Below are 14,296 nucleotides of genomic sequence, written 5' to 3' on the forward strand. Positions count from 1 at the left end.
CGCCATGCAAAACCGTTACAGCGACCTCGCAACCAGATTGACCCGCCACGTCACCGCCCCCGGCATCACCCCATCACCGGTGAAACAGGTCAACCTCATCTATACCACCGAGCACCATGGCCGCACCCCGGTGCTCTACCAACCGCGGATGATCGTTATCCTGCAGGGACACAAGGTGGGTTATCTGGCGGATCAGGTGTTTCGCTACGACCCCAACCACTACCTGCTGATGACCCTGCCGCTCCCCTGCGAGTGCGAGTGCTTCGCCTCCCCCGAGCAGCCGCTTATCGGTTTTACCATCGAGATCGATCTGGTCACCCTGCAAGAGCTGCTGCTGGAGCTGGGCGATGCCCTGCCCGCCCCCGCGCCACAAAAGAGCGGCGTCCACTCGGTCCCCCTGTCCGAAACCATGTTTTGCGCTGCCGAGCGACTGATCGAGCTGATGGACAACCCGCTGCACGCCAGGGTGCTGGGACCGCAAACGGTGCGGGAGATGCTGTTCCACGCCCTCACCGAGGGGGGCGGCCCGGCGCTGCAGGCGCTCGCCAATCGCCACAACCATGTGGGCCAGATCGCCCGGGTGCTGCGTATGATAGAGTCCCGTTATGCCGACAACCTCACCATGGAGGAGCTGGCGCGGGAGGTGAACATGAGCGTCTCCGCCTTTCACCACCACTTCAAGGCGGTCACTGCCACCTCACCGCTGCAGTACATCAAGTCGTTTCGCCTGCACAAGGCGCGGATGATGATGCTGCACGACGGTATCAAGGCGGGCACCGCGGCAGCCAGAGTCGGTTACGAGAGCAACTCCCAGTTCAGTCGGGAGTACAAGCGCTTCTTCGGCAGCACGCCGACGGATCAGGCCTCCCGCTTCCGGGATGGCCAACTGCGCATCATAGAGGGATAACAAGAGAGGGATTACTTATGCGTTCACTGCTTTGCCTGTTCACCGCTTTTCTGCTGACGGCCTGCACCGGCCTCGCCGACGGCATCCGCCCCGTCACCGGCTTCCAGCTCGATCGTTATCTCGGTACCTGGTACGAGATCGCCCGCCTCGACCACAGCTTCGAGCGGGGGCTGGAGCAGGTGAGCGCCACCTACAGCCTGCGGGACGATGGCGGCATCAAGGTGCTCAACCGCGGCAAGCAGAGCGATGGCAGCTGGCGCGAAGCCGAGGGCAAGGCCTACTTCGTCGGCAACCCGGACGAGGCGCGGCTCAAGGTGAGCTTCTTCGGCCCCTTCTACGGCGGCTACAACGTCATCGACCTCGACCCCGATTATCAGCTCTCGCTGGTGACCAGCTACAACCACGACTACCTCTGGATCCTCTCCCGCTCACCCAACCCACCCAAGGCAAAGGTGGATGCGCTGGTCGCCAAAGCGAAATCGCTGGGCTTTGCCACCGACCAGCTGATTTGGGTCAAGCAGAACCCTTAAGCCAGTCGTGAAATAACAAAGGGCAGCCCGCGGGCTGCCCTTTCTGTTGCTGGCGTGGCGGGATGTCAGAGCCGGAAGCGGCCGATCTCCTGCTCCAGCCGCTCGGTCAGCGACTTGAGTTCGGCCGCCTGCGCCGCCTCGTTGCCCGCCTGCTCGGCCAGCTCTTGCGAGACGTGGCGGATATTCTCGGTATTGCGGCTGATCTCGCCGGTCACTGAAGTCTGCTCCTCGGCCGCCGCGGCGATCTGGGTCGCCATGTCGCTGATGGAGCCGATCGCTTCGTTGATCCGGGCAAGGCTCTGGTTGGCCGCTTCCGCATCCTCGACGCTGGTACCCGCCAGCTGACGGCTGGTCTCCATGCCACCCACGGCGCGACGGGTGGTCTGCTGCAGGGTCTCGATCATCTGCTGGATCTCGTCGGTAGAGTCGTGGGTACGGCGCGACAGCACCCGCACCTCGTCCGCGACTACCGCGAAACCGCGTCCCTGCTCACCGGCCCGGGCCGCCTCGATGGCGGCGTTGAGCGCCAGCAGGTTGGTCTGCTCGGCGATGCCGCTGATGGTCGCCAGAATGCCGCTGATCTTCTGGGCATGGCTGTCGAGCTCATTGATGATCTGGCTGGCATCGGCCACTTCGTCCGCCAGACCGGTAATGCTGCGCTGACTCTGGCCAACCTGGGATTGACCGGCGACCGCCAGTGCAACCGCATCGGTGGCGGTGGTGGCGGCAAACTCGGCGTTGCCGGCGATCTCCTGGGTAGCGGAAGCCATCTCGGTCACCGCGGTCGCCACCATCACGATCTCGTCCTGCTGCTGGCGCACCCGCTGACTGCGAGCCTGCGCCCCGGCCGCCTGAGCACGAGACTGTGCCGCCAGCTCGACGGTCACATCCCGCAACCGGCTGACGATACCGTGCAGCCGCGCCACAAACTGGTTGAAGTTCTGGGCCAGCTGACCCACCTCATCCTTGCTGTGAGTGTTGATGTGAACGGTGAGATCCCCCTCGCCGTGGGCAATGTCGTGCAGGGCGTGCGCGACCCGACCGAGATCGGCGAACAGGTATTTGAAGGTGGCGGTGAGCAGGGCGCTGAACACCAGCATCAGCACCAAGGTCAGCCCCACCAGCTCCCACAGCAGGCTGCTGAGCGGCGCTTCCAGCACATCGCGATACATCACCATTGCCAGCAGCCAGTCGGTGCCCGGCACCGGTTGTACCGCCAGCAGCACATCCCGCCCGTCGAGGGTGGCGGCGTGCAGCTCGCTGTTTTCACGGCCCCACTGCTGGAAGGTGGCGGCAGAGAGTCCCGGCGCCAGTTCGGCGATGGGCTTGAGCGCCAAATCCTTCTGCGGATGGCCGACGATGAGGCCGCTGCTGTCGAGCAGCATGGCATAGCCTTCACCCTGCACCTTCATCGCCAGTACTTCGTCGATCAGCTTGTCGAGCGCCAGGTTGGCCCCCACGGCACCGACCAGCTCGCCCTGATGGCGTACCGGCTCGGAGAGGGTGACCACCAGCTTCTGCATGGTGACGCTGACATAGGGGGCGGTGACGATCAGCTGCCCCGCCTTCACCGCATCCTGATACCAGGGGCGCTCGCGCGGGTCATAGTTGCCGGTGTTGAGGGAGGGATCCTGCCGGGTCATCACCCCCTGCGCGGAGCCAAAATAGGTGAGCCCGAACCCACCGGAGGTGTAGGCCTGCTTCAGGTGCGGCACCAGCTCGGCTTGGGGGTTATCGCTGATCAGGTTGACCAGCGCATGGACTGTGTTCTTGCGATCCGTCATCCAGTCGCCGATGGCGACCGAGTAGGCGTGGCCATAGTTGACCGCCTCGCTCTGGATGGCGCTCATGGTGCGGGATTTTAGGGTGTGAAAGGCAACGATGCCGAGCAGTGATGCCATCAGCAGCACTACGCCAAGACTGGTGGCCAGCAGCTTGCCGCGCAGAGAGAGGGTCATGACGACGAATCCTTGTTGTTGTGTCAGGCAGGGAAAACCCTGATGTATCAAAGGCTATCGGCCGCAATATGAACAGACTTTAGTGAATCTGTATATTTTCCCATCTATCAACAACAGAACGCGCTATTCGTGTGAAGCAGATCGCTATTCCATGCTACTGACTCTTGTAACAACAAAGCAGCAGGCCGCCCGAAGGCGGCCTGTCACTTACCCCTGATATGCACCGGCGGAGTAGGTCAGCTCATAGCTGTGGCTGTAGATCTCGACGATATTGCCGAAGGGATCTTCCATGTAGACCATGCGGTAGGGCTTCTCACCCGGGTAGTACTCGCGCACCGGCATCCGCTGCTTGCCGCCCGCCGCGACGATGCGCGCCGCCAGCCCCTCGACATCCGGATCCTGCACGCTGAAGTGGAACACTCCGGTCTTCCAGAATTCGAAGTTGTTTTCGCGCTGCTCGCTGTTGGGGAACTCGAACAGCTCGATGCCGATCTTGTCGCCGGTGGAGAGGTGAGCGATGCGGAAGGAGCCCCAGCCCGGGCCAAACACGTCGTTGCACATCACGCCGATGGCGGAGTCATCCTCGGTGATGGTGGTCGCCGGCATGATGAGATACCAGCCCATCACCTTGGTATAGAACTCGACCGCTTTGTCGAGGTCAGTCACCGTGATACCGATATGGGAGAAGTTGCGTGGGTAAGTCATAAATCACCTTGAAATTGTGTGTGGGAAACAGGTGACATGATAGGAAGGGGCGCCATAATGAAAAATAAGGTCAAACTAATGGAAGGCATAAATTAAATTTATGGTTAATCCACTCTGGCTCCATACCCTGGTGGTGGTGCATGAAACCGGCAGCTTTACCCGTGCCGCCGAGCGGCTGAATCTCACCCAGGCCGCCGTCAGTCAGCATATCTCGCGTCTCGAGGCCGAATTTGGCCCCCTGCTGCTGCGCAAGCCTCGTCAGCTGGAGCTCACTCCGCGCGGGCTGGTGCTGCTCGACTTCGCCCGCCAGCAGGCGCAGGCCGCCGAACAGCTGCGGGCGCGCCTCTCGGACGATGACCCTCACCGCGGCGCCATCACCCTGTCCACCCCGGGCAGCATCGGTCTGCTGCTCTATCCCCTGCTGCTCGACCAGCAACAGGAGCACCCCGGACTCACCATCCAGCACCGTTTCGCCCCCACCCCCGACATAGTGCAGGCGGTACTGGCAGGGCGCAGCGATCTGGGACTGGTGGATCAACCGCCGGAACACCCCAGCATCGCCGCCGAGCCCTTCGCCCGCGAACCCCTCTGTCTGGTGGTACCCAACGACGGCGAGGAGCCGAGCTGGCTGCACCTCTGTCAGCTCGGCTTTATCGACCACCCGGATGGCCGCAGCATGGCACAACGCCTGTTGGGACGACGCTACCCCGGCCAGCGCGTTGACGAGATCCCGCTGCGCGGCTTTACCAACCAGATCGGCCTGATCCTGGAGCCGGTCGCCCGCGGCCTCGGCTTTACCGTGCTGCCCCGCTTCGCCGTCACCGCCTTTGCCCAGCAGGAGAAGATCCGGGTGATCCAGAGCAGCATTGAAGTGATCGACACCCTCTGGCTGATCTACCGCGCCGAGTGGCCGCTCCCCGCCCGCCACCAGCGGCTGGTCACCGTGCTGAAACAGCGGGTTGCTGCACACTGAACGCTCTTGCGGCAGACATCGAGATCAATGTGGCCACAGTCACCGAGGGCTAGCGGCAAGAAGGAGAAGAGAAAGGAGAGAGGGATAAATTGGCGAACGCCGGAAATGCGAAAGGCCAGCTCAATGAGCTGGCCTTTCTGAAAATGGCAGGGGCGGCAGGACTCGAACCCGCAACCATCGGTTTTGGAGACCGCTGTTCTACCAATTGGAACTACGCCCCTGCAACAAACGAGGCGTAGTATACAAAGCGGGTTTCAAAGGTAAAGGCTTTTTTCACACTTTTAATGCGATTGCACAAATCCCGAACAAGTCGCGCTTGTTTGTGCAGCAAAGCGGGATAACTTGCTGTATTTGCAGCCCTGCCGGGGTAGGAATGGGACATAAATGGGGGTAGGGTGAAATCAAGTACCGGGAGGCCACTTATGCTCAATTACCGATTGCTCCAACAACTGGCGCCCCTCAACTTCAGGGATGAACGCAAGACAGAGTCCCTGCCCGCCTATCTTGAACGGGTCGCGCCACTGGTGCCCTTTATTCCTGAAAATGTGCTCTCCCAGTGGATTTACCGCCATTGGCGCGGTTTTGAGTCCAACTGGAGCTTTATCGATCTCGCCAGCCATCAGTTCACCTGTGAAAGCTGGCCCACCGCGCAACTGGTGGATCAGGTGGACTCCCGCCATATGGAGGTGATCGAGCGCTGGGGCGAGATGCTGCGCAGCAACCGTTATGTCCGCCGCTCCTGGCTCGGCGAGAAGATGCTGAGCGACGGCACCTGGCCGGAACCTGTCATCGTACTGGCGCCGGAGGAGGGAGCCAGCTACCCGAACGGCCATCCCCTGCCCCGCCCCTACTGCCTGCTGGAAGGACACCACAGACTCGGTTATTTGCGCGCCATGGCCCGCGATGGGGAATCGCTGCAAGAGACGCACAAGGTGTGGATTTGTCGTCATGTTTCCGCCACTTAAACGTTTTTCATGCTGAAATTGGCATCGGAAATAAAATTTTGACAATTAAAAAAGCGGCCCTATAATCTGTCCGGTTTTGAAAAAGGTCGGGACGAAACGATGCAGTTTTTGATTCAGAAAACAGCCTTGCAGACGGGTGGTGCGCACCAGAGCGGCCCCGTTGTTTCCGGTTCCCACCCCAACGATCCCCAGTTATTTTTAAAAAAAGCCCCTGTTTCAGGGGCTTTTTTTTGTGCCCGAAAAACCTCCAATGATGTCAAAGGGAATGCAGACGATGACCAATCCACTCTATAAGAAACATGTCATCTCCATTTCGGACCTGACCCGGTCAGAAATGGAACTGGTAGTCTCAACCGCACAACGGTTGAAGGCTGAACCTGACACCAGCCTGTTGAAAGACAAGCTGGTTGCCAGCTGCTTCTTCGAAGCCTCCACCCGCACCCGCCTCTCGTTCGAGACCGCGGTACAGCGCCTTGGCGGCAACATCATCGGCTTCGCCGACGGTGGCAACACCAGCGCCAAGAAGGGCGAGACGCTGGCTGACTCCATCAAGATCATCGGCTCCTACTCGGATGCGGTGGTGATGCGCCACCCGAAAGAGGGCGCGGCTCGTCTGGCCTCCGAGTTCTCCCGCGTGCCGGTCATCAACGGCGGCGACGGCTCCAACCAGCATCCGAGCCAGACCCTGCTCGACCTGTTCACCATCCATGAGACCCAGGGTCGTCTGGACAACCTCAACGTCGCCTTCGTCGGTGACCTGAAATATGGCCGCACCGTGCACTCGCTGGCCCAGGCCCTCAGCCTGTTCAACTGCCGCTTCTTCTTCATCTCCCCGGAAGCGCTGGCGATGCCGGACTACATCTGCGAAGAGCTGGAAGAGAAGGGTATCCAGTTCAGCGTCCACCAGACCATGGAAGAGGTGATGCCGGAGCTGGACATCCTCTACATGACCCGCGTCCAGAAAGAGCGCTTCGACGAGACCGAATACAAGCACATGGCCGCCAAGTTCATTCTGGAGCTGGCGACTCTGGAAGGGGCCAAGCCCACCATGAAGATCCTGCATCCCCTGCCCCGCGTCGACGAGATCGATGTGGCGGTCGACAAGACCCCCCACGCTTGCTACTTCCAGCAGGCGGAGAACGGGGTCTATGCACGCCAGGCGCTGCTGGCACTGGTACTGAACGAAACTGTCTGAGCTTAGGGGAATATCATGTCTGACAAGAACCAACTGCAAGTCGAAGCCATCCGTCACGGCTCCGTCATCGATCACATCCCCGCTGGCCAGGGCATCAAGATCCTCAAGCTGTTCCAGCTGGTCGAAACCCAGGAGCGGATCACCGTCGGCTTCAACCTGAAATCCGGTGCGCTGGGCAAGAAGGATCTCATCAAGATCGAGAACACCCGCCTGACCGAACAGCAAGCCAACCAGCTTGCGCTGTTCGCCCCGAAAGCGACCGTCAACATCATCGAAGACTTCAATGTGGTGAAGAAGCACCAGCTGGAGCTGCCGGAGTTCATCGCTGGGGTGTTCCACTGTCCCAACTCCAACTGCATCTCCCATAACGAGCCGGTGGACAGCTACTTCCGGGTGCGCGAAGTGAAAGGCGTGGTGCGGATGAAGTGCAAATATTGCGAGAAGTCCTTCACTCAGGACATCGTCAGCGAGCGTTACTGATATCTGATTGGGCCCTGCGGGGCCCATTTTTGAACCCTGTCACATCACCGAATTTCCAGTCAGCTATAATTTGCCATCGCAAGATGGTAATGCCCGTTCATTCCCTGCATATAGATGGATTATCAGTGTTTTTGCCTGATAACTGACTGCTATGGCAGATATCGCGCGTTTACCTCCGGTCATCATCAAAGGAATTCGCCGTGGTCAAAACCCTCAGTCGTCCCGTTGCCCAAGAGCCCGATCTGGCCCAGCTGGATGCCTGTCGCCAGATCATCGGTCAGCACTGCTACAGCACCCAGGAAGAGATCCGCCGCGAGCTGTCGGAGCGCGGCTTTGCCGACATCAGCCAGTCCACCATCTCCCGCCTGCTGCGCCGCCTCGGCGTCGCCAAAGCGCAGAATGCCAACGGCAAGAAGGTCTACACCTTGGTCGATGAGCAGCTGGAACCCGCCGGCAGTACCCGCTCGATCCACGACATGGTGCGCGAAGTGGTACACAACCAGCAGATGGTGCTGATCCACACCACTCCGGGGGCCGCCACCGTGGTGGCTCGCCTGCTGGATCGCAACGCCAATCCCGAGATCATGGGCGCCGTCGCGGGCAATGACGTGGTGCTGGTCGCGCCGCGCCATATCAGCCGCACCCGTCAGGCCCATGCCGCCGTGGTGCGCACGCTGGCGCAGGCCCGCTAAGCTCTCTCCCCCAAATGCACTGAGGCGACCCGCGGGTCGCCTTTTTGTTGCTTGCTACTTTGTGTCCATCACTTCTTGCGCCTATAAAAAACGGGATCCCACAGGCTCCCGTTTCATCTTGCTTGTCATCCCTCAGGAGAGCACGGCGCCCAGGCTCAGGCAGACCACGATCAGCACGGTCAGGATACCGAGCAGCGGAGCCACCCACTTCAGCCAGCGCACATAAGGCACCTTGGCGATGGCCAGACCACCCATGACCACGGCGGAGGTCGGGGTCACCAGGTTCACCAGACCGGAAGCAGACTGGTAAGCAGTCACCACCAGATCGCGGCCCACGTTGGCGAAGTCGGCCAGCGGCGCCATGATCGGCATGGTCAGTACGGCCAGACCGGAGGAGGACGGCACCAGGAAGGAGAGCACCACTTCCAGCACGAACATCACGTTGATAAAGACGATGGTGGAGAGGCCGGTCACGATCCCTTCTGCACTGTGCAAAATGGTGTGAGTGATCATACCGTTATCCATTACCACCACGATACCGCGGGCGATACCGATGATCAGCGCCACACCCAGCAGGTCGCGAGCACCATCGATAAAGTTGGAGGTCAGCTCCTCTTCGCTCATGCGGGAGATGAGACCAACGATGATGGCGGCAGCCAGGAACACACCGGAGATCTGCGCCATCCACCAGCCCAGCACGGCGACACCGTAGATCATCACGGCGAAGGCGGCGACGAAGATACCCAGCACGATTTTACGGGTCAGGGTGAACTCCAGCATCTGGTCACTCTTGTTGCCAAGGAAGTGGGCACGGTTCTCTTCCCACTTGTCAGCCACCAGAGATTTGCTCGGATCGCTACGCACCATCTTGGCGTAACGCATGACGTAGGCAACGCAGAGCAACCAACCGGCGACCAGCATGGCGACGCGCAGCCAGATACCGTCGGTGAAGGAGATACCGGCCGCGTTGGCGGCAATCACGGTGGCAAACGGGTTGATGGTGGAACCGAGAGTACCGATACCGGCACCCAGCAATACGGTTGCCGCGGCGACCACAGGGTCGAAGCGGGCGGCCATCATCACCGGCACCAGCAGGGTGTAGAAAGGCAGCGACTCTTCGGCCATCCCGTAGATGGTGCCCCCTGCGGCGAACAGCGCCATCAGGATCGGGATCATCCACTCTTCCCGGCCGCGCAGGCGGTCGGTCACACGTTCAATACCGGCATCGATGGCACCGGTCTTGGTCACTATGCCAAGAAAACCACCGATGATCAGGATAAAGAGGGAGACGTCGATGGCGCCTGCCTCATAGGTGTCGTGGTTGTAGAGGCCATCGATAGGTGCCAGCAGCACGTCGACGATCCCCTGGGGATTCCCCTCCACCAGTTTGTAGGTACCCGCCACCGGCACTTCTTTGCCGAGGGCTTCGTTCATGGTCATCTCATATTTGCCGGCCGGCACTATCCAGCTCAGGGCGGCCACCAGGGCGATCAGCACAAACAGTATCGTGTAGGCTGACGGGAACTTGAATTTGGTCATGGTCCAGCTTCCTTCTGTGGGTGTGGTATCCATGCAGGCTGCGGGTTGTAGGGTTAGAGGTATTATGCCGCTGTCACATGGTCGAAAAGCCGGGGGTCGCCCCCCGGCACCACTACTGCGACCTTAGTCGCCCAGCGTAGCAACCATCACTGCCTTGATGGTGTGCATCCGGTTTTCGGCCTCGTCGAACACGATGCTGTGCTCGGATTCGAACACGTCCTCGGTCACTTCCAGGCCTTTCATGCCATATTTGTCAGCCACTTCCTTGCCCATGGTGGTCTCGTCGTTGTGGAACGCCGGCAGGCAGTGCATGAACTTCACATCCGGGTTCTTGGTGGCGTTGATGACATCCATGTTGACCTGATACGGGGTCATCAGTTTGACGCGCTGATCCCAGGCTTCTTTCGCTTCACCCATGGATACCCAGACGTCGGTGTAGAGGAAGTCCGCACCCAGCACGCCCTCTTTCACATCTTCGGTCAGGGTGATGCGTGCGCCGGTCTCTTCGGCGATCAGGCGGCACTTGGCAACCAGCTCCTCTTCCGGCCAGAAGGCTTTCGGTGCGACCAGGCGGATGTCCATGCCCATTTTGGCGGCGCCGACCATCAGGGAGTTACCCATGTTGTTGCGGGCATCACCCAGGTAGGCGAACTTGATTTGATCCAGACGCTTGCCCTTGCCGTGCTCCAGCATGGTCATGAAGTCGGCCAGGATCTGGGTCGGGTGGAATTCGTTGGTCAGGCCGTTCCAGACCGGTACACCGGCGTAGGCACCCAGCTCTTCCACGATCTCCTGACCGTAGCCGCGGTATTCGATACCGTCATACATGCGACCCAGTACACGGGCGGTGTCCTTCATGGACTCCTTGTGACCGATTTGGGAACCGCTTGGGCCAAGGTAGGAGACTTGCGCGCCCTGGTCGAAGGCCGCCACTTCAAATGCACAACGGGTACGGGTGGAGGTCTTCTCGAAAATCAGGGCGATGTTTTTACCGACCAGATGCTTGCGCTCGTAGCCACCGTATTTGGCTTTTTTCAGGTCGATGGCCAGGTCGATCATGTATTGGATTTCGCGCGGGGTGAAGTCCAGCAGTTTCAGGAAGTTACGGTTACGCAGATTAAAAGCCATGATGAGTTCTCTCTATATATGTTTCAGACCAGTTCGGGCAGTAGTGTTGACTACGCATTCTCAGTACAGATATCGGTAATTACGCATGTACGGTGCGGGTGGCGACGATATTGGTGCCGGCTTCACCCTTGAGGATGGCAAGACCATCTTCCAGCGAGCCGATGCCAACCATGCCACCGGTCGCTTTGACAAATTCACAGGAGGCTTCGACTTTCGGTCCCATGGAACCTGCGTCGAACTTGACCCCGGCCAGCTCGTCCGGGCTGGTGACTCGCAGCGGACGCTGGGTCGGCTTGCCCCAATCCAGATAGACGGCATCGGCATCGGTCAGGATCAGCAGGGCGTCGGCCTTGATCTGCTTGGCCAGATAGGCGGCAGACATGTCCTTGTCGATGACGGCTTCGATACCGGTCAGGCTCTGACCATCCCAAGTCACAGGGATGCCGCCGCCACCGGTACAGATGATGAGGTGGCCCTGGGCAATCAGGGTTTCGATGGCGTCGCCTTCGACGATACGCTGGGGCAGCGGGGACGGCACTACACGGCGGAAGAACTTGCCGTCAGCCTTGACCACCCAGCGCTTCTCTTCTGCCAGGGTGCGGGCTTCAGCCTCTTCGTAGACGGGGCCGATAAATTTGGTCGGGTTGGCGAATGCCGGATCCTTGGGATCGACCTGCACCTGAGTCAGCAGCGCGGTGACGTTGCGGCTTGGCATCAGATTTTTCAGTTCCTGGATCAGCATGTAGCCGATCATGCCCTGGGACTCGGCACCCAGCACATCCAGCGGATAGGGGGACACCTTGGTGTAGGCGCTGTTTTGCAGGGCCAGCAAGCCGACTTGCGGGCCGTTGCCATGCACCAGCACCACGTTGTACTCCTGAGCGATGAGGGCGATGGTCTTGGCGGCAGTTGCGATGTTCTTGCGCTGGATATCCGCTTCCAGTGGCTCACCACGACGGAGCAGTGCATTGCCACCCAGAGCGACGACGACAGTTGGTTTTTTCATAGTGGTTAATCTCGAATTTGGTTCTGTGTGGCGCCAGCTTCTGCCGGCGCCACGCCGTCTCATCAGATGCTGTCGCGTTCCATCGGGCAGCTCATGCAGCGGGCGCCGCCGCGGCCACGGCCCAGTTCATCACCCGGGATGGAGAGAACTGTGATACCGGCCTTGTCATATTTCTCATTGGTGTAGGTATTGCGCTCGTAACCCACCACCACGCCGGGACGTACGGTCAGCACGTTGTTGGCGTCGTTCCACTGCTCACGTTCGGCTTCGAAGCTGTCACCACCAGTGGTGATGATCTTCAGCTGATCCACGCCCAGCGCTTTCTCGATGGCGGTGACGAAGTAACCCTCTTCCTTGATGTTCATACCGGTGGCGCCGCCCGGAGTCAGGCTCCAGCACTGCACGTCCTTGCGGATCACTTCCGGATAAACGGAGAAGGTGTCGATATCCATGTGGGTCATCACGGTATCCAGGTGCATGCAGCTGCGGTGCTTCGGCAGCTCCATAGCGATGACCTGCTTGGCCTGACCATGTTTGAACAGGCTGCGAGCCAGGTGCTCGACACCTTGCGGGGTGGTGCGCTCGGACATCCCGATCAGCACAGCGCCGCGGCCGATCACCAGTACGTCGCCACCCTCGATGGTGGAGTTGTCGTAGTCACGCTCCTCGTCACCGAAGTACTTGATGAAGTCCTGACCGGCAAACATCGGGTGCCAGCGGTAGATGGCCTTCACATGGTTGGTCTCGCGGCGACGAGCCGGCTTGGCCATCGGGTTGATGGAGACGCCACCGTAAACCCAGCAGGAGGTGTCACGGGTAAAGAGGTGGTTGGGCAGCGGCTCGATGATGAAATCGGTCGGAGCGTGCATGCCCACTACCATGTTGACGCCGCTGTAGGGCATCTCGGAGTAAGTGAGGCCGCCGGAGAGAATGCGGGCCAGTTCGCGGTGCGGCATGTCAGCCAGGAAGCAGCGCACGTCGTTGGCAAAAGAAGAGCCGAGGCGGTAGTCGGAGACCTGATGTTGCAACAGCCAGGTTTTGGCTTCCGGCACATCCAGGGTTTCGGCCAGCAGATTGGTCAGCAGGAAAACTTCGACATTCTGATCGCGCAGTACCTGAGCGAATTTGTCGTGCTCCTGACCGGCACGTTCAACAGACAGGACGTCATCGAACAGCAGATCCTGGCAGTTGGAAGGAGTCAGACGCTTCAGACTGAGGTTGGGGCGGTGCAACATGACACGGCGCAATTGGCCAACTTCAGAACCTACATAAAATTTGCTCATGATTATATTCCGTCTAGCAGTGGTCCCTGCGAGTGATTGAATAGATTCCTTCTATTCATGCTCGTGGCTAAGGCGGGATATTCTTTATGTAGGGTAATCGGCTTATGTTCTATCCTGCCCTTGCCTTTCGAGACCGAGGTTAGCCCTGCGAATCACGACAAACTTAGACATTGATCACATTCACTCAGAACTGAATATATTCACCATCCAATCTATGACCCCGGTAGCAAATTGCGCATTTTCCACACAAAGCGCACCGAATAACCATGCAAAACCACCCTGCTATATTTCAGATTGATTCATTTTTTATTCATGCCAGTTCACTGGAGTGATTAAATGCAAATAACAAAAACCGTTAAAAATCATTACTATAAGTAACTTTACAAATATAATTTGAATATTGTTCCCTAGGTATTGAATACATCGCCGTGACGGGATGAACACGTGAGAAATAAATACTCACATCGACCACATTCACTGCATAAATCTTTTCTTGTTCCAGATCATGGCATTGATGCCAACCCCATCAGGCTCGGCCCCATAAGTCACCACCTCTTTGTGCGGTTCAACTTAATATGCACAAAGTCCGCATCAAGGTGGGCAACCATCCTCGTCGGTCACCACAACGCCTTTTGATACTTTTTTCATTAATTGAATTTATTCGTCTCACCTTGCGCTGGCGCCAACCTCGACTTAACTCAGAAAGTGATCCAGATCACACAGGAATGGCACTACCAAGGAGTTGTTATGAAGATGAAACCCATGCTGTTGCTCGCGACTTTGCTGCTCTCTGCGCTCCCCACCCTCAGTCAGGCTGAAGGAGCCCCTGCCATGCCCATGGTGGTATGCCATGTCGACAAGGCCCCCCAGATGCTGGTGCCTGACTATGTCTGCCGCTGGCAGGGAGGCAGCGTTCATTACTAGTCGAAACAACG

General features: G+C 59.1%; 15 protein-coding genes and 1 tRNA gene. 9 read left to right on the forward strand and 7 right to left on the reverse strand.

The window, feature by feature from the left end; genetic code table 11:
• The first annotated feature begins 4 nt into the window (after positions 1 to 4).
• Both AB5Y82_RS19165 and AB5Y82_RS19170 read left to right on the forward strand, forming a co-directional pair.
• Positions 5 to 907: an AraC family transcriptional regulator gene (locus AB5Y82_RS19165; protein ID WP_005339751.1), complete on the forward strand. Its 903-nt coding sequence runs from the start codon at positions 5 to 7 to the stop codon at positions 905 to 907.
• Positions 908 to 924: 17 nt separating this feature from the next.
• Positions 925 to 1,437, forward strand: coding sequence for a lipocalin family protein (locus AB5Y82_RS19170; protein ID WP_368174403.1), 513 nt, complete (start codon positions 925 to 927; stop codon positions 1,435 to 1,437).
• Positions 1,438 to 1,502: 65 nt separating this feature from the next.
• Here AB5Y82_RS19170 and AB5Y82_RS19175 read toward each other — a convergent pair whose 3' ends face one another.
• Complete coding sequence (locus AB5Y82_RS19175; RefSeq protein ID WP_064337549.1) at positions 1,503 to 3,395, reverse strand: methyl-accepting chemotaxis protein; 1,893 nt, start codon at positions 3,393 to 3,395, stop codon at positions 1,503 to 1,505.
• A gap of 207 nt (positions 3,396 to 3,602) precedes the next feature.
• Positions 3,603 to 4,100 carry a lactoylglutathione lyase family protein gene (locus AB5Y82_RS19180; protein ID WP_042054839.1) on the reverse strand — a complete coding sequence of 166 codons (498 nt, stop codon included), beginning with the start codon at positions 4,098 to 4,100 and terminating at the stop codon, positions 3,603 to 3,605.
• Positions 4,101 to 4,200: 100 nt separating this feature from the next.
• On the opposite strand from AB5Y82_RS19180, the gene AB5Y82_RS19185 reads away from it, so the two are divergent.
• Positions 4,201 to 5,073 carry a LysR family transcriptional regulator gene (locus tag AB5Y82_RS19185; protein ID WP_368174404.1) on the forward strand — a complete coding sequence of 291 codons (873 nt, stop codon included), beginning with the start codon at positions 4,201 to 4,203 and terminating at the stop codon, positions 5,071 to 5,073.
• A 144-nt stretch (positions 5,074 to 5,217) separates the two neighbouring features.
• Here AB5Y82_RS19185 and AB5Y82_RS19190 read toward each other — a convergent pair.
• Positions 5,218 to 5,294 (reverse strand) — tRNA-Trp (locus AB5Y82_RS19190).
• A 201-nt stretch (positions 5,295 to 5,495) separates the two neighbouring features.
• Between AB5Y82_RS19190 and AB5Y82_RS19195 the strand changes: the two genes are divergently transcribed.
• The 5 genes from AB5Y82_RS19195 (at position 5,496) to AB5Y82_RS19215 (ending at position 8,405) form a co-directional block, all read left to right on the forward strand.
• Complete coding sequence (locus tag AB5Y82_RS19195) at positions 5,496 to 6,038, forward strand: hypothetical protein (protein WP_193860848.1); 543 nt, start codon at positions 5,496 to 5,498, stop codon at positions 6,036 to 6,038.
• A gap of 99 nt (positions 6,039 to 6,137) precedes the next feature.
• The gene (locus AB5Y82_RS19200; RefSeq protein WP_013724188.1) at positions 6,138 to 6,332 is read left to right on the forward strand and encodes a hypothetical protein; all 195 of its coding nucleotides are present in this window, start codon (positions 6,138 to 6,140) and stop codon (positions 6,330 to 6,332) included.
• The gene (gene pyrB, locus AB5Y82_RS19205; RefSeq protein WP_005339735.1) at positions 6,313 to 7,233 is read left to right on the forward strand and encodes an aspartate carbamoyltransferase; all 921 of its coding nucleotides are present in this window, start codon (positions 6,313 to 6,315) and stop codon (positions 7,231 to 7,233) included. The genes AB5Y82_RS19200 and pyrB overlap by 20 nt, the downstream gene beginning before the upstream one ends.
• 15 nt (positions 7,234 to 7,248) lie before the next feature.
• The gene (pyrI, locus tag AB5Y82_RS19210) at positions 7,249 to 7,713 is read left to right on the forward strand and encodes an aspartate carbamoyltransferase regulatory subunit (RefSeq protein ID WP_005339730.1); all 465 of its coding nucleotides are present in this window, start codon (positions 7,249 to 7,251) and stop codon (positions 7,711 to 7,713) included.
• A 200-nt stretch (positions 7,714 to 7,913) separates the two neighbouring features.
• Positions 7,914 to 8,405, forward strand: a complete 492-nt coding sequence (locus tag AB5Y82_RS19215; protein WP_005339728.1) for an arginine repressor — start codon at positions 7,914 to 7,916, stop codon at positions 8,403 to 8,405.
• Between the two features lie 132 nt (positions 8,406 to 8,537).
• Here AB5Y82_RS19215 and AB5Y82_RS19220 read toward each other — a convergent pair whose 3' ends face one another.
• The 4 genes from AB5Y82_RS19220 to arcA form a co-directional block, all read right to left on the reverse strand.
• Entirely contained in the window at positions 8,538 to 9,944 is a 1,407-nt protein-coding gene (locus tag AB5Y82_RS19220) for a YfcC family protein (RefSeq protein WP_005339725.1), read from the reverse strand.
• A 123-nt stretch (positions 9,945 to 10,067) separates the two neighbouring features.
• Positions 10,068 to 11,072 carry an ornithine carbamoyltransferase gene (gene argF, locus AB5Y82_RS19225; protein WP_005339721.1) on the reverse strand — a complete coding sequence of 335 codons (1,005 nt, stop codon included), beginning with the start codon at positions 11,070 to 11,072 and terminating at the stop codon, positions 10,068 to 10,070.
• Positions 11,073 to 11,151: 79 nt separating this feature from the next.
• Entirely contained in the window at positions 11,152 to 12,078 is a 927-nt protein-coding gene (arcC, locus tag AB5Y82_RS19230; protein ID WP_265776091.1) for a carbamate kinase, read from the reverse strand.
• Positions 12,079 to 12,140: 62 nt separating this feature from the next.
• Positions 12,141 to 13,361, reverse strand: a complete 1,221-nt coding sequence (arcA, locus tag AB5Y82_RS19235; RefSeq protein WP_005339718.1) for an arginine deiminase — start codon at positions 13,359 to 13,361, stop codon at positions 12,141 to 12,143.
• Positions 13,362 to 14,108: 747 nt separating this feature from the next.
• Between arcA and AB5Y82_RS19240 the strand changes: the two genes are divergently transcribed.
• Positions 14,109 to 14,285, forward strand: coding sequence for a hypothetical protein (locus AB5Y82_RS19240; RefSeq protein ID WP_005339717.1), 177 nt, complete (start codon positions 14,109 to 14,111; stop codon positions 14,283 to 14,285).
• The last annotated feature ends 11 nt before the right edge of the window (positions 14,286 to 14,296 follow it).

This window comes from Aeromonas sp. s13 (genome assembly GCF_040907905.1).
Lineage (GTDB): Bacteria > Pseudomonadota > Gammaproteobacteria > Enterobacterales > Aeromonadaceae > Aeromonas > Aeromonas veronii.

Bases quoted from the DNA above. Each gene is read 5' to 3' on its own strand.
- pyrB (WP_005339735.1), top strand. From the start codon at position 6,313: ATGACCAATCCACTCTATAAGAAACATGTCATCTCCATTTCGGACCTG.
- pyrI (WP_005339730.1), top strand. From the start codon at position 7,249: ATGTCTGACAAGAACCAACTGCAAGTCGAAGCCATCCGTCACGGCTCC.
- AB5Y82_RS19200 (WP_013724188.1), top strand. From the start codon at position 6,138: ATGCAGTTTTTGATTCAGAAAACAGCCTTGCAGACGGGTGGTGCGCAC.
- arcC (WP_265776091.1), bottom strand. From the start codon at position 12,078: ATGAAAAAACCAACTGTCGTCGTCGCTCTGGGTGGCAATGCACTGCTC.
- AB5Y82_RS19175 (WP_064337549.1), bottom strand. From the start codon at position 3,395: ATGACCCTCTCTCTGCGCGGCAAGCTGCTGGCCACCAGTCTTGGCGTA.
- arcA (WP_005339718.1), bottom strand. From the start codon at position 13,361: ATGAGCAAATTTTATGTAGGTTCTGAAGTTGGCCAATTGCGCCGTGTC.
- AB5Y82_RS19240 (WP_005339717.1), top strand. From the start codon at position 14,109: ATGAAGATGAAACCCATGCTGTTGCTCGCGACTTTGCTGCTCTCTGCG.
- AB5Y82_RS19185 (WP_368174404.1), top strand. From the start codon at position 4,201: ATGGTTAATCCACTCTGGCTCCATACCCTGGTGGTGGTGCATGAAACC.
- AB5Y82_RS19170 (WP_368174403.1), top strand. From the start codon at position 925: ATGCGTTCACTGCTTTGCCTGTTCACCGCTTTTCTGCTGACGGCCTGC.
- AB5Y82_RS19195 (WP_193860848.1), top strand. From the start codon at position 5,496: ATGCTCAATTACCGATTGCTCCAACAACTGGCGCCCCTCAACTTCAGG.
- AB5Y82_RS19220 (WP_005339725.1), bottom strand. From the start codon at position 9,944: ATGACCAAATTCAAGTTCCCGTCAGCCTACACGATACTGTTTGTGCTG.
- AB5Y82_RS19165 (WP_005339751.1), top strand. From the start codon at position 5: ATGCAAAACCGTTACAGCGACCTCGCAACCAGATTGACCCGCCACGTC.
- AB5Y82_RS19180 (WP_042054839.1), bottom strand. From the start codon at position 4,100: ATGACTTACCCACGCAACTTCTCCCATATCGGTATCACGGTGACTGAC.
- argF (WP_005339721.1), bottom strand. From the start codon at position 11,072: ATGGCTTTTAATCTGCGTAACCGTAACTTCCTGAAACTGCTGGACTTC.